This is a genomic window from Rhodanobacter sp. UC4451_H18 (assembly GCF_052978225.1).
Genome location: NZ_CM129663.1, coordinates 558,722 through 571,905, shown reverse-complemented (window position 1 = coordinate 571,905; position 13,184 = coordinate 558,722). Strand labels below are relative to the sequence as shown.

12 protein-coding genes are annotated in these 13,184 nt (G+C 67.8%); 7 read left to right on the top strand and 5 right to left on the bottom strand.

The window, feature by feature from the left end:
- The first annotated feature begins 35 nt into the window (after window positions 1–35).
- A complete protein-coding gene (gene ligA / locus ACVCMG_RS02830; protein ID WP_447114829.1) occupies window positions 36–2,426 on the top strand; it encodes an NAD-dependent DNA ligase LigA in 2,391 nt (796 codons plus the stop codon).
- On the top strand, window positions 2,426–3,382 hold the full coding sequence (gene epmA, locus ACVCMG_RS02825; protein WP_447099014.1) for an EF-P lysine aminoacylase EpmA: 957 nt from the start codon (window positions 2,426–2,428) through the stop codon (window positions 3,380–3,382). The genes ligA and epmA overlap by 1 nt, the downstream gene beginning before the upstream one ends.
- 39 nt (window positions 3,383–3,421) lie before the next feature.
- Here epmA and aqpZ read toward each other — a convergent pair whose 3' ends face one another.
- Window positions 3,422–4,153, bottom strand: coding sequence for an aquaporin Z (gene aqpZ / locus ACVCMG_RS02820; RefSeq protein WP_395118270.1), 732 nt, complete (start codon window positions 4,151–4,153; stop codon window positions 3,422–3,424).
- A 202-nt stretch (window positions 4,154–4,355) separates the two neighbouring features.
- Between aqpZ and ACVCMG_RS02815 the strand changes: the two genes are divergently transcribed.
- Window positions 4,356–5,660, top strand: a complete 1,305-nt coding sequence (locus ACVCMG_RS02815) for an MFS transporter (RefSeq protein WP_447114828.1) — start codon at window positions 4,356–4,358, stop codon at window positions 5,658–5,660.
- Between the two features lie 81 nt (window positions 5,661–5,741).
- Here the strand turns inward: ACVCMG_RS02815 and ACVCMG_RS02810 are convergent, their stop codons facing one another.
- Window positions 5,742–6,428 carry a DUF2461 domain-containing protein gene (locus ACVCMG_RS02810; protein WP_447114827.1) on the bottom strand — a complete coding sequence of 229 codons (687 nt, stop codon included), beginning with the start codon at window positions 6,426–6,428 and terminating at the stop codon, window positions 5,742–5,744.
- Between the two features lie 72 nt (window positions 6,429–6,500).
- Window positions 6,501–7,943 carry an exodeoxyribonuclease I gene (sbcB, locus tag ACVCMG_RS02805; protein ID WP_447114826.1) on the bottom strand — a complete coding sequence of 481 codons (1,443 nt, stop codon included), beginning with the start codon at window positions 7,941–7,943 and terminating at the stop codon, window positions 6,501–6,503.
- Between the two features lie 69 nt (window positions 7,944–8,012).
- Between sbcB and orn the strand changes: the two genes are divergently transcribed.
- The 4 genes from orn to ACVCMG_RS02785 all read left to right on the top strand — a co-directional run bounded on the left by orn (window position 8,013) and on the right by ACVCMG_RS02785 (window position 11,955).
- On the top strand, window positions 8,013–8,576 hold the full coding sequence (orn, locus tag ACVCMG_RS02800; RefSeq protein ID WP_395118278.1) for an oligoribonuclease: 564 nt from the start codon (window positions 8,013–8,015) through the stop codon (window positions 8,574–8,576).
- Window positions 8,577–8,613: 37 nt separating this feature from the next.
- The gene (folP, locus tag ACVCMG_RS02795) at window positions 8,614–9,522 is read left to right on the top strand and encodes a dihydropteroate synthase (RefSeq protein ID WP_447106055.1); all 909 of its coding nucleotides are present in this window, start codon (window positions 8,614–8,616) and stop codon (window positions 9,520–9,522) included.
- A gap of 44 nt (window positions 9,523–9,566) precedes the next feature.
- On the top strand, window positions 9,567–10,919 hold the full coding sequence (glmM, locus tag ACVCMG_RS02790) for a phosphoglucosamine mutase (protein WP_395118282.1): 1,353 nt from the start codon (window positions 9,567–9,569) through the stop codon (window positions 10,917–10,919).
- A 100-nt stretch (window positions 10,920–11,019) separates the two neighbouring features.
- Window positions 11,020–11,955: an isopenicillin N synthase family dioxygenase gene (locus tag ACVCMG_RS02785; protein ID WP_395118284.1), complete on the top strand. Its 936-nt coding sequence runs from the start codon at window positions 11,020–11,022 to the stop codon at window positions 11,953–11,955.
- A gap of 45 nt (window positions 11,956–12,000) precedes the next feature.
- Here the strand turns inward: ACVCMG_RS02785 and ACVCMG_RS02780 are convergent, their stop codons facing one another.
- Entirely contained in the window at window positions 12,001–12,414 is a 414-nt protein-coding gene (locus tag ACVCMG_RS02780; protein WP_447106056.1) for a hypothetical protein, read from the bottom strand.
- Window positions 12,415–12,511: 97 nt separating this feature from the next.
- A complete protein-coding gene (locus ACVCMG_RS02775) occupies window positions 12,512–13,183 on the bottom strand; it encodes a DUF6445 family protein (RefSeq protein WP_447114825.1) in 672 nt (223 codons plus the stop codon).
- Window position 13,184: the final 1 nt, after the last annotated feature.

Genomic DNA, 13,184 nt, shown 5'->3' with positions numbered 1-13,184 from the left:
GCGGGTCGCTAAACTGCGCGGAGAAGGAGACCCGCATGGCCGCACCCGCCGTTCCCGCCGACATCCTGGCCCGCGCCGCCGCACTGCGCGCGCAGATCGAGCAGGCCAATTACCGCTACCACGTGCTCGACGACGCGGACATCACCGATGCCGCGTACGACCGCCTGATGCGCGAACTGGAAGCGCTGGAAGCCGAACACCCGGCGCTGGCCTCACCCGATTCACCGACGCGCAAGGTCGGCGCACGCGCGCACGGCGGCTTTGCCGAGGTGCGCCACGCGATCCCGATGCTGTCGCTCGGCAATGCCTTCGAGCAGGACGGCGAGACCGATCGCGAACGCTTCCACGAGGTGGCCGAGTTCGAGCGGCGCATCGAGCAGACGACAAAACGGACTGAACCAGTTTTCTCGGTCGAACCCAAGCTCGATGGCCTGGCGATCAGCCTGCGCTACGAGCATGGCGTGTTCGTGCAGGGCGCCACCCGCGGCGACGGCGAAACGGGCGAGGACGTCACCGCCAACCTGCGCACGGTGCGGGCGATCCCGTTGAAGCTGCGCGGCAAGGACTGGCCCGAGGTGCTCGAAGTACGCGGCGAGGTGATCATGCTGCGCAAGGATTTCGAGGCGTTCAACGCGTACGCCCGCGCCCATGACGAGAAGCCGCTGGCCAATCCGCGCAACGGCGCTGCCGGCTCGCTGCGCCAGCTAGACCCGGCGATCACCGCGAAGCGGCGCCTGAGCTTCTTCGCCTACGCGATCGGCGTGGTCGAGGGCGGCGAGCTGCCGCCGACCCATTCGGCCACGCTGCGGCAGCTGCGCGCGTGGGGGTTCCCGGTGTCGCCGGAAGTGGGCACGGCGCGCGGCTTCGACGGGCTGATCGCCTACTACCGCCGCATCGGCGGCAAGCGCGACAGCCTGCCGTACGACATCGACGGCGTGGTCTACAAGCTGGACGATTACGAAGGCCAGCGCGAGATGGGTTTCGTCTCGCGCGCGCCGCGCTGGGCGATCGCGCACAAGTTTCCCGCGCAGGAGCAAACCACCCGCCTGCTCGACATCGAGGTGCAGATCGGCCGCACCGGCGCCGCCACGCCGCGCGCGCGGATGGAGCCGGTACAAGTGGCCGGCGTCACCGTCACCTACGCCACGCTGCACAACGCCGACCAGGTCGCGCGGCTGGATGCGCGCATCGGCGACACGGTGATCGTGCGCCGTGCCGGCGACGTGATTCCGGAAGTGGTGCGCGTGGTCGAGGACCAGCGCCCGCCCGGCACGGTGCCGTGGACGATGCCCGCGCAATGCCCGGTGTGCGGTTCGGCGCTGATCCGCGAAGAGGGCGCCGCCGCCTGGCGCTGCTCCGGCGGACTGATCTGCGCGGCACAGCGCAAGGAGGCACTGATCCACTTCGCGTCGCGTCGTGCCATGGACATCGAAGGCCTGGGTGAGCGCTTCGCCGAGGCGCTGGTGGAGTTCGACATCGTGCACTCGCCAGCCGATCTGTACGCGCTCACCGTCGACAGCTTCGTGGCGATGAAGCAGGCGATCGACGAACGGGATGGCACCACGCCCGAAACGGTCAAGGCCGGCAAGGTGGCGACCAAGTGGGCCGAGAACCTGGTCGCCGGCATCGAGGCCAGCAAGCACACCACGCTGGCGCGCTTCCTGTTCGCGCTGGGCATCATGCATATCGGCGAGAGCACGGCCAAGACGCTGGCCGCGTGGCTGGGCCGGCTCGATGTCGTGCGCGCCATGCCGGCGCCGGTACTGCGCGTGCTGCCTGACGTTGGCGCCGAAGTGGCCACCTCGATCGCCGGCTTCTTCGCGCAGGCGGGCAACCAGCAGGTGGTCGATGCGCTGCTCGAGGCCGGCATCGTGTTCAGTGACGAGAGCGCGCCTTCGCCGCAGCTGCGCGAGCGGCTGAATCTGGGCGTGCTGCTGGACATGGCCGGGATCAACAAGCTCGGTCCCAAGAGCAGCAAGCTGCTGGCGCAGCATTTCCCCACGCTCGATCGCCTGCTCGCCGCGGGCGCGGCGCACTGGATCACCGCTGGCGTGCCGCAGGCCGCGGTGGCGGCGTTGGAAGCCTTCCTGGCCGATCCCGCTGCACAGGCTGCGTTGCGCGATGCCGAGGCAGCGATGCACCGCCTGCTCGATGCGATTCCCGCCGGCGCGGCTGTGGCCACGGCGCCGCTGGACGGGCAGACCTTCGTGCTCACCGGCACGCTGGCCTCGCTCAGCCGCGACGAGGCAAAGGATCGGCTGGAGGCGCTGGGCGCCAAGGTGTCCGGATCGGTCTCGAAAAAGACCAGCGTGGTGGTGGCAGGCGTTGAAGCCGGCTCGAAACTGGACAAGGCGCAGGAGCTTGGCGTGCCGGTCTGGGACGAGGCGCAGTTGCTGGCGTTGCTCGACGAGCACGGGGCGGGTTGATGAGTCTCGCCCTGCCTGACGCCCTGCGCTTGCGTGCACGGCTGTACGCCCTGATCCGCGCGTACTTCGCCACGCGCGACGTGCTGGAGGTGGAAACCCCGGTGCTGTCGGCAGCCGGCAATACCGATCCGAACATGCAGGGTTTCAGCACGACCTTCAGCGGCCATGTCGATGCCGGTGCACGCGAGCGCTGGTTGCGCACCTCGCCGGAGTACCCGCTGAAGCGGCTGCTCGCGGCGGGTGTCGGCGACTGCTACGAGCTGGGCCGGGTGTTTCGCAACGGCGAGGCGGGCGGGCGTCACAACCCCGAGTTCACCATGCTGGAGTGGTACCGGGTCGGTTGGGACCATCGCCGGCTGATGCAGGAAACCATCGTGCTGGTGGAGGCTGCGCTGGGGCTGGTGGGGCGGCGCGCCGAGGTGCGGGTGACCACGTACCGGCAGCTGTTCCTGGACGGGCTGGGCATTGACCCGTTGCATGCGCCGGTGGACGAACTGCGTGCGCCGCTGACCGCGTTCGGCATCGGCCCGGACGGGCTTGGCCGTGACGACTGGCTCGACCTGTTGATCACCCACAAGCTGCAGCCGGCGTTTCCGCGCGACCGCATCACGGTGATCCACGACTATCCGGCCAGCCAGTGTGCACTGGCGAAGATTCGCCCCGGCGAACCGCCGCTGGCCGAGCGCTTCGAGCTGTATCTGGGCCGTTACGAGCTGGCCAACGGCTACCACGAGTTGAACGATGCGGCCGAGCAGCGCGGGCGCTTCGAGCGCGACAACGCGGTACGCCGCGAGCGCGGCCTGCGCGAGATCCCGCTGGACGAGAACCTGCTGGACGTGCTCGATGCCATGCCCGCTTGCGCCGGCGTGGCGCTGGGCGTGGAGCGTCTGTTGATGTGCCTTGCCGACACCGACGCTATCGCCGACGTGTTGGCGTTTCCGTTTGCCCGGGCGTGAGACGCGGCGCGCGACCGGGCCGGCCGCACGCCTTGTCGCTCAGGCGGAGTCGCCCCTGATCGCCGGTTGCTGCGGCCGGTCGCTCCACAGGTAGCGGTAGACCAGGCCGCCGATGATGCCGCCAAGGATCGGCATCACCCAGAAGAACCACAGCTGGTGCAAGGCCCAGTCGCCCTGGAACACCGCCACGCCGGTCGAGCGCGCCGGATTCACCGAGGTATTGGTGACCGGGATGCTGATCAGGTGGATCAGGGTCAGCGCCAGGCCGATCGCGATGCCGGCGAAACCCGCTGGCGCACTCCGATGCGTCGCGCCCATGATGATGAAGATGAAGAAGCCGGTCATCACGATCTCGCACAACGCCGCCGCCCCCATCGAATAGCCGCCCGGCGAGTGCGCGCCGTAGCCGTTGGAGGCGAAGCCGCTGGCGGCGGCGTCGAAGCCGGGCTTGCCCGAGGCAATCGTGTACAGCACCAGGCCGGCCACGAGGCCGCCGAGGACCTGCGCGACGATGTAGGGCAGGACATCCTTCGCCGGGAACCGGCCGCCGGCGGCCAGGCCACAGGTCACCGCCGGGTTGATGTGGCACCCGGAAATGTGGCCGATGGCGTAGCACATGGTCAGCAGGGTCAGGCCGAAAGCCAGTGCGACGCCGGCGAAACCGATGCCGAGTTCCGGAAATCCGGCTGCCAGCACGGCGCTGCCGCATCCACCCAGAACCAGCCAGAACGTGCCGAAGAATTCGGCGGCGCAACGTTTGCTCATGTTCATCGAAACTCTCCTTGCAGCATGTGAAAGAGACGAGTCACTCCATGAAGCAGGCAATTACCGCGACTGGGCCCGGGCCCCCTCGGCCAGTCCCGCCGAATACTAATCGGAAAGCGGCAGAAGCTCCGGGCGCCAGGCCGATCGGGCGGGCCGGTTTTTGGGGTATGTTGCCGCGGCGGCCATGGCGGCCTTCAGGAAACCGACGATGTTCGAGCAGGGTCTCGTGTTGCATGGCGACATCGGGGATGACCGGGTGCTCGGTCGCCGCGACATCCGCATACTGATCCTGGCGGCCCTGGGCGGCGCGCTGGAGTTCTACGACTTCGTGGTGTTCGTGTTTTTCGCGATCCCGCTGAGCCAGCTGTTCTTCCCGCACGACACCGCGCCGTGGCTGGCGCAGCTGCAGGTGTTCGGCATCTTCGCGGCGGGCTACCTCGCGCGGCCGCTGGGCGGCATCGTGATGGCCCACTATGGCGACAAGCTGGGTCGCAAGCGGATGTTCACGCTCAGCGTGTTCCTGATGGCGGTGCCCACGCTGGGTATCGGCCTGCTGCCGGTATATGCGCAGGTCGGCATGCTGGCGCCGCTGGCCTTGCTGTCGCTGCGGGTGGTGCAGGGCATCGCGGTGGGAGGCGAAGTACCCGGCGCGTGGGTTTTCGTGGCCGAGCACGTGCCGGCGCGACGGGTGGGATTTGCCTGCGCCAGCCTCACTTCGGGGCTGACCGTGGGCATCGTGATCGGCTCGCTGGCGGCGGCGGCGATCAACAGCCGGATGAGCCCGGCGACCGTGCTCGATTGGGGCTGGCGCGTGCCGTTCCTGGCCGGCGGCGTGTTCGGTTTCTTTGCGGTGTGGCTGCGGCGCTGGCTCAGCGAGACGCCGGTATTCGAGGCGATGCACGCCCGGCGAGAGCTGGCCAGCGGCCTGCCGCTGCGGCAAGTATTCGAGCAGCATTTTCCCAGTGTGCTGCTGTCGATGCTGGTGACCTGGATGCTCACCGCGGCGATCCTGGTGATCGTCCTGATGACGCCGTCGCTGGTGCAGTCGGTGTTCCATGTGGCGCCGGCGCGGGCGTTCCTCGGCAACACCGTGGCCTCCGTCGCGCTGGCGTTGGGCTGTCTGGGTTATGGCGTCCTGGCGGATCGAATCGGGTTTGCGCGCGCGCTGCTGTTCGGCGCGGCCGGCCTGGTGGTGTGCAGCTACGCGCTGTATCTGGATCTGCGCTCCGGGGCGGCGCATTTCCTCGTGCTGTACGCGCTCGCCGGGCTGGCCGTCGGCGTGGTCGGCGTGGTCCCGGCGCTGATGGTGGTGGCGTTCCCGCCCGCGGTGCGCTTCTCCGGATTGTCGTTCTCGTACAACATCGCCTACGCAGTGTTCGGCGGCATCACGCCGCCGCTGATCGGCCTGCTGGTGAAGCAGTTCGGCGTGCTGGCGCCGGCGCATTACGTGGCGTTCGCCGCGGTGATCGGGATGGGCGTGGCGTACACGCAACTTCGTCGCCGGCATGCGTAGGAGCCCGCTTGCGGGCGATGCTTTTCCCTGCGCGCACGAAGACAAGAGCATCGCCCGCGAGCGGGCTCCTGCCGTGGGCGATCAGAACTCCAGCTCCTGCGCGGCGCACAGATAGTCGACCAGCGGCGCGACGCGCTTGAAGGTGGCGACCGTCCACGGCAGCAGTTCGTCAGAGCAGGCCAGCGCTTCGCTGAAGCCGGTGCTGGCGATGAAATCCTTGCGCTTGAGATCCTCGATCAGCTCATGCGCGGGGTCGTAGCCGCGCGGCGGGCGGATCAGCGATTCACCGGCGAGCTGCAGGTGCTCCCGGAAGGTCTTGCTTCGCGTGGCGCGCTTCCATGCTTCCGGATTGTCGACCAGGAATTCGCGGATGTGCTTCAGTGCGTCCGGTTCCGGATGCCACATGCCGCCACCGGCGAAACAGTCGCCGGGTTCGATGTGGAGGTAGAAACCGGGCGCCTGGATCTCGTGGCGTCGCTCATGGGTGAAACGCGAGCCCTGCCAGGATTTGTACGGCAGCTTGTTGTTGGAGTAGCGCGTGTCGCGGTAGATGCGGTACAGCGAACCGCCGTTCTTGCGCGGGTCGGCGCGGTAGTGCGGGCTGATCTCCGCCAGCGGCGGCTGCAGGTCGGCGATCAGGACGAGGAACGGCTCGCGCACGTGGCGCTCGTAGTCGTTCTTGTGCGCGTGGAACCAGTCGCGATGGTTGTTGCGTTCCAGAGCGCGCAGGAAGCGGAAGGTGGCGGGGGTGAAATAGCTCTTGGGCATGGTGGTTCGTCGAGGGTGGGGCGGGCATTGCGCCGGGCTTTGGGCGTGTCGCGGTGGCGGGCAGCGCCCGCCCTACGTTCCGTCGATGCTGTGGGCGAGTTGCTCGCCCCAGGCCTGCAACTGGTCGAGCAGGGGCAGCTTGTCCTGCGCGGCCGGATCGTGGCGCAGCTCGCCGAGGCGGGCGAAGTAGTCATCGAGCGTGAGTCCGGTCAGCGGCGTGTGGCGAGTCAGCCGTGCCTGGCGGAATGCACCCCAGCGCACGTGTTCCTCCGCGTCCAGCGTCTCGGGCCAGTTGCGCGCGCGGTAGCGGAACAGCAGCTCCGGATAGCGCGGGTCGCGGAATGGAAACGCGCGCGTGCCCAGTTCTGCCGGTGGCGTGGCACGTACCTGGGCCAGCAGGCGCTTGTCGGCATCGGGCAGGAAGCCGTTGTAGAGCGCCAGCTCCGCATCGTCCGGCGGAGGAAACTCCGCGGCGCGCTGGAACACGCGACGCAGCTTTTCGGCCAGCCCGTCGACCGCGCGCAAGGTGTCGCGATGCGCGAGGCAACGCTCCAGGTCGAGTTGCAGGCGCTGCTGGTCCACGCCTTGCAGCACCGACAGCGGCGCCAGCGCCGGTGCGTGGTTTGCCCGCACCGTGCGCAGCGGGATGCGTTCGATGCCTTCGGGGAGATCGGCACGCGGCGTGAAGATGCGGTCGGCGATCTCGTCTTCGTCCAGCGCCAGCCATTCGGCCGGATCGGTGGCCAGGTCGTACACGATCACTTCGCCGGCGCGGCCCGGATGCGCGGCCAGCGGCGCGATCAGTGCAAGGCAGTGGCGACTGGCCGGGTAGCGCGAGGAGACGTGCACCAGCGGCGTCATGTTCACCACGTCGAGCAGGTCGAACACCTTCTGCTTGCGGCGCAACGCGTAGTACCAGTCCCAAAGTCGCGGTTGGCGCACACGGATCAGCCGGGCCAGGTCGATCAGCGCACGGACGTCGGACAAGGCATCATGCGCCCGCTCCTGGCTTAGCCGGTTCGCGCTGGCCAGGTGCTCCAGCTTGAAACTCGGCGAGCCATCCTCGCGGGTCGGCCAGACAATGCCCTCGGGGCGCAGCGCCTGGCACATGCGCACCAGGTCGATCAGGTCCCAGCGCGAATTGCCGTTCTCCCATTCGCGGCCGTACGGGTCGTGGAAGTTGCGGTAGAGCATCTGCCGGGTGAATTCGTCGTCGAAACGCAGCGAGTTGTAGCCGACTCCGCAGGTGCCCGGTGCGGCCAGCTGTTCATGCACGCGGGCGGCGAAGTCGGCCTCGCCGACGCCCTCGCGCTCGGCCTGCTGCGGCGTGATGCCGGTGATCAGGCAGGCGTCCGGATGGGGCGGCATCTCCAGCGGGGGCTTGCCGTAGAACATCACGGGTTCGCCGACGATTTCCAGCTCCAACGTGGTGCGGATGCCGGCGAACTGCAGTGGGCGGTCGCGGCGTGGATCGGCGCCCGAGGTCTCGTAGTCGTGCCAGAAGAAGGTCTGCATCCGGCGATGATCGCATGCAGGCATCCGTCACGGGCAAGGCTGATAAACTGGGTCGCACAAGGAGATTCCATGAGCCAAGCCAACGAAGAAAACCTGATCTGGATCGATCTGGAGATGACCGGCCTCGACACCGACAACGATTCGATTCTCGAGATCGCCACGGTGGTTACCGACAAGAACCTCAACGTGCTGGCCGACGGCCCGGTGTTCGCGATACGCCATGAAATCGACCGGCTGGAATCCATGGACAGCTGGAACATCAACCAGCATCACAAATCCGGCCTGTGGCGCCAGGTGCTGAACTCGCAGACCGACCACGCGATGGCCGAGCAGGCCACAGTGGAGTTCCTGCGCGCCTGGGTGCCGCCAGGCAAGTCGCCGATGTGCGGCAACTCGATCTGCCAGGACCGGCGCTTCATGCACCGGCAGATGCCGCGGCTGGAGCGCTATTTCCACTATCGCAACCTCGACGTGTCCACGTTGAAGGAACTGGCGCGTCGCTGGGCGCCGGAAATCGCCAAGAGCGTGGGCAAGGAATCGGCGCACACGGCGTTGTCCGACATCCGCGATTCCATCGCCGAGCTGCGCCATTACCGGCGCTACATGGGCGAGCTGGGCGGCACGGGCGGATGAGCCCGCGGGCAGCAGGGCACGGCGCGGAGACATCAGCATGACGAACGAATGGTTTGCACCGGTACTGGACTGCGCCGGTCGCGCCCTGTCGCTGGATCGCCCGCGCGTGGTCGGCATCCTCAACCTCACGCCTGATTCGTTTTCCGACGGCGGCATCCACGCCAGCGTGGACGACGCGGTGGCGCACGGCGTGCGCATGGTCGAGGAGGGCGCGGACATGCTCGACGTGGGTGGCGAATCCACCCGTCCCGGCGCCGACGAGGTCTCCGTCGAGGAGGAGTTGCGCCGCGTGCTGCCGGTGATCGAGCAGCTGGCGGCGCGCACGACGGTGCCGATCTCCATCGACACCTCGCGCCCGCAGGTGATGCGCGCGGCGGTGGCCGCGGGCGCGGGCATGATCAACGACGTGTACGCGCTGCGCCGCGACGGGGCGCTGGAGGCGGCAGCCGAGCTGGGCGTGCCGGTGTGCCTGATGCACATGCTGGGCGAGCCGCGCAGCATGCAGGACGACCCGCATTACGACGACGTCGTTGCCGAGGTGCATCGTTTCCTCACCGATCGCCTGTTTGCCTGCGAGCTGGCGGGCATCGACCGGCGCAAGGTGCTGGTCGATCCCGGCTTCGGCTTCGGCAAGACGCTGGAACACAATATTGCGTTGCTGTGCGCACTGGATCGTTTCACCAGCCTGGGCAGCGGGGTGTACGCCGGTCTCTCGCGCAAGCGCATGATCGGCACCCTGACCGGCCGCGCCACGCCGGCCGATCGCGCGGCCGGTTCGGTGGCCGCGGCGCTGATCGCAGTGCAGCGTGGTGCCCGCATCGTGCGTGTGCATGATGTGTTGCCCACGGTCGATGCGCTGGCGGTATGGAGTGCGGTGCAGGCAGCCGACACGGTTCCGCGCCGGGACGATCGTCCGGCGGCGCCGCGCTGGCCCGACGACGATTGAAACGCCCGACTCGACGCGATCCCTTTCTTTCTCGGAATACCACGATGACAGAACGCAAGTATTTCGGCACCGACGGCATTCGCGGCCTGGTCGGGCAGTGGCCGATCAGCGCCGATTTCATGCTGCAGCTTGGTCGCGCCGTCGGCGCCGTGCTCGGGCGCGAGGGCGGCGAGCGGCCCACGGTGCTGATCGGCAAGGACACGCGCGTATCAGGCTACATGTTCGAGGCCGCGCTGGAGGCCGGGCTGGTGGCGGCCGGTGCCGACGTCGGCCTGCTCGGTCCGATGCCTACGCCGGCCGTGGCGTTCCTGACGCGCTCCATGCGTGCCCAGGCCGGCATCGTGATCAGTGCCTCGCACAATCCGCACCACGACAACGGCATCAAGTTCTTCTCCGCGGCCGGCGAGAAGCTCTCCGATGCGGTGGAACTGGCGATCGAGGCTGAACTGGAGGCGGCGTTCACCACGGTCGCCTCCGAACGCCTGGGCAAGGCCGTGCGCGTCGCCGATGCGGTGGCCCGCTACGCGGAGTTCTGCAAGGCCACGGTGGCCGAGGATTTCAGCCTGCGCGGGATCAAGCTGGTGCTCGACTGCGCGCACGGCGCCACCTACCAGGTCGCGCCGAAAGTGTTTGCCGAACTGGGCGCCGAGGTGGTGGCGATCGGCGACAAGCCCGATGGCTTCAATATCAACGATGGAGTGGGTTCGACCCATCCGGAGGCGTTGCAGCAGGCCGTGCTGGCGCATGCGGCCGACCTGGGCGTGGCGTTCGATGGCGACGGCGATCGGGTGATCCTGGTCGATCGGCATGGCGAACTCGCCGATGGCGACGACATCCTGTTCATCCTCGCCCGGCACCTGCGCGCGCAGGGCCTGCTGGCCGGTCCGGTGGTCGGCACCCTGATGAGCAATTTCGGGTTGCAGCAGGCGCTGGATGACCTCGGCGTGCCATTCATCCGCGCCAACGTCGGCGACCGCTACGTCATGCAGCAACTGCAGCAGCACCAGGGTGTGCTGGGTGGTGAAACTTCCGGCCACATCCTTTGCCTGGACCGGGCCAGCACCGGCGACGGCATCATCGCAGCGCTGGCCGTGCTGGAAGCACTGACGCACGCCGGCCATGACCTGGCCAGCGCGCGCCAGGGGCTGCAGAAGTTTCCGCAGGTCATGCTCAACGTGCGCGCCGAGGGTGCGCGCGAGTCGCTGCGGAGCGACGCGGTGCGCGCTGCATTGGGCGAGGTCGAGCGCGTCCTGCAGGGGCGCGGCCGGGTGGTGCTGCGCGCTTCGGGCACCGAGCCGGTGGTACGGGTCACGGTCGAGGGCGCCGACGCGGACGAAGTGCGGCAACTGGCGGATCGCCTCGCCGGAACGGTAAAATCCGCCGCCGAACGCTCGTGAACCTGAGGTAGTACCGGGTCGCCATGGATTGGCCCGACGTGCCCCGCCCCCTGCGGTGGCGGATCAATCGACCGCACGACCCTCCAATGGACGTTCACCCATGAAGCACGTTCCCACCCTCGACATCCGCCGTTACGACAGCGACCGCGACGCCTTCGTCGCGGAAATCGGTGCGGCCTACCGCGAATTCGGTTTCTGCTGCATCAGCGGCCACGGCATCGCGCGCGAGCTGATCGACGGCTCCTACGACGTGTTCCGGCGTTTCTTCGCGCTGCCCACCGACACCAAGATGAAGTACCACGTGCCGGGCAGCGGCGGTGCGCGCGGCTACACGCCCTTCAAGGTCGAGACGGCCAAGGACAGCCAGTACGCCGACCTCAAGGAGTTCTGGCATATCGGCCGCGAGATCCCGCGCGATTCGAAGTTTGCCGAGCTGATGCCGCCGAACCTCTGGCCGGCCGAGGTGCCCGACTTCAAGCGCTACGGTTACGGCCTGTACGAGGCGCTCGACCAGCTCGGCACGCGCGTGCTGCGCGCGCTGGCGCTGCACATCAGGCAGCCGGAGAACTTTTTCGAGGACAAGACCGACGTCGGCAACTCGATCCTGCGGCCGATCCATTACCCGCCGATCACCGACGAGAATGTGCCGAACGTGCGCGCCGGTGCGCACGAGGACATCAACTTCATCACCCTGCTGGTCGGCGCCAGCGCCGAAGGGCTCGAAGTGCTCACCCGCGAGGGCGAGTGGCTGCCGATCACCACCGAGGGCGACGCGATCGTGGTGAACATCGGCGACATGCTGCAGCGCCTCTCCAACCACGTGTATCCGTCGACCACTCATCGCGTGGTCAACCCGCCGAACGAGAACGCGCGCAAGCCGCGCTACTCGGTGCCGTTCTTCCTGCACCCGAACCCGGACGTGATGCTCGATCCGCTCGATTCCTGCATCACGCCGGACAACCCGCGTCGCTACGACACCTCGATCAGCTCGCACGAATACCTGCTGCAGCGGTTGCGCGAGATCAAGCTGATCTAGGGCCGGGATGCGGGGTGCCCCGTCGGGCGCCCCGCGATGCCGTTGCTACTGGTTTTCCAGCGCGTGGGTGTTCTGCAGGTTGCGGCGGATGTCCTGTTCCAGGTAGTCGATCCAGCCGTTGTAGTTGCGATGGATGCTGCGCTGAGCGCCCTTCTCGCGATAGTTCAGGTTGGTGCTGCGCAGGTAGGTGAGGTTCACCGCCGCGGCGTCGTAGGTGATGCGGATGGTGGCGGTATGTTCGCGAATGTGCAGCGTGCTGAGGATGTCGCCGTCGGCAAGATTGTCCAGGGTCCAGCCGCGGCCTTCGAGCGCATTGATGATGCTGGTCTTGACCTGCGCCTGGCTGACCCCGGCCGGCACGGCGATCGGTGCGGCGGGCTTCAGCGGCGCCGAGGTACAGGCAACGAGCGCCAGCGTGGCCAGAAACACGAGTACCGTCCTTTTCAGCAGTCGATCCATGAGAATTCCCCCGGTGTAATGTGAGTGCGCGGACATGCGCCGCCGGATCATAACCGACGAACGGAAGCCGTCGGCGGCAGCCTGATCCGGCGGGTGATTACGCCATCCAGAAAAAAACGGCGGTCATGCGCTTGGTCGCCGTTTCCAATCCCCAGTACGCGCTGGCGCTGTGGATCAGGTTGGCCTTGTAGACCAGCAGCCGGTTCCAGCGGTGCGCCACGCGCACGTCTTCGACGAACGCATCCGGGCGCACGAAACGGTTGCCCAGGGCCTCGGCCAGGTTGCGATGCGGCGCCAGCACGATGTTGCCCCCGAGCTGGCCGCCGGGCATGCGTTGGCGGAAGAAACTGGTGCCGCAGTGGTCCGGCACGTCCGGGTTGAGGTAGAGCACGGCGGCGTAGCGACACAGGTGCGAGGAATCGGTGTGCGGCTTCACCGAGCCTTCGACCGAGCCGACGACCTGCACGCAATTGTGGTTGAGCCGGGTGCCGGCTTCGCTCTGCTCGACCCAGACCCTGGCCGCACCGGTCAGTGCGCAGACTCGCGCATCCAGTGCCGCCAGTTCCCCATCGAGCAAGGCGGGCATGGCCCGCATGCCGGGCCAGACTTCACCCGTGTGCGGGTAGCCGAGTTCCCAGTCGGTGCGGGCCAGGCAGCGTTCGCGCACGTCACCGGCATTCGGCAGGACGTCGTCCACCACCCAGTAATCGCGGCCTTGTTGTGGTTTGCGGTAGGGGAGCGGGCGCATCTGCGTCGGCATCAGCGACATG

What these genes read in the sequence shown, in the direction of transcription:
- ACVCMG_RS02810 (WP_447114827.1), bottom strand. Translation starts at nt 6,428, where the DNA reads ATGCCCAAGAGCTATTTCACCCCCGCCACCTTCCGCTTCCTGCGCGCT.
- ACVCMG_RS02780 (WP_447106056.1), bottom strand. Translation starts at nt 12,414, where the DNA reads ATGGATCGACTGCTGAAAAGGACGGTACTCGTGTTTCTGGCCACGCTG.
- epmA (WP_447099014.1), top strand. Translation starts at nt 2,426, where the DNA reads ATGAGTCTCGCCCTGCCTGACGCCCTGCGCTTGCGTGCACGGCTGTAC.
- ligA (WP_447114829.1), top strand. Translation starts at nt 36, where the DNA reads ATGGCCGCACCCGCCGTTCCCGCCGACATCCTGGCCCGCGCCGCCGCA.
- ACVCMG_RS02815 (WP_447114828.1), top strand. Translation starts at nt 4,356, where the DNA reads ATGTTCGAGCAGGGTCTCGTGTTGCATGGCGACATCGGGGATGACCGG.
- folP (WP_447106055.1), top strand. Translation starts at nt 8,614, where the DNA reads ATGACGAACGAATGGTTTGCACCGGTACTGGACTGCGCCGGTCGCGCC.
- orn (WP_395118278.1), top strand. Translation starts at nt 8,013, where the DNA reads ATGAGCCAAGCCAACGAAGAAAACCTGATCTGGATCGATCTGGAGATG.
- aqpZ (WP_395118270.1), bottom strand. Translation starts at nt 4,153, where the DNA reads ATGAACATGAGCAAACGTTGCGCCGCCGAATTCTTCGGCACGTTCTGG.
- ACVCMG_RS02775 (WP_447114825.1), bottom strand. Translation starts at nt 13,183, where the DNA reads ATGTCGCTGATGCCGACGCAGATGCGCCCGCTCCCCTACCGCAAACCA.
- sbcB (WP_447114826.1), bottom strand. Translation starts at nt 7,943, where the DNA reads ATGCAGACCTTCTTCTGGCACGACTACGAGACCTCGGGCGCCGATCCA.
- glmM (WP_395118282.1), top strand. Translation starts at nt 9,567, where the DNA reads ATGACAGAACGCAAGTATTTCGGCACCGACGGCATTCGCGGCCTGGTC.
- ACVCMG_RS02785 (WP_395118284.1), top strand. Translation starts at nt 11,020, where the DNA reads ATGAAGCACGTTCCCACCCTCGACATCCGCCGTTACGACAGCGACCGC.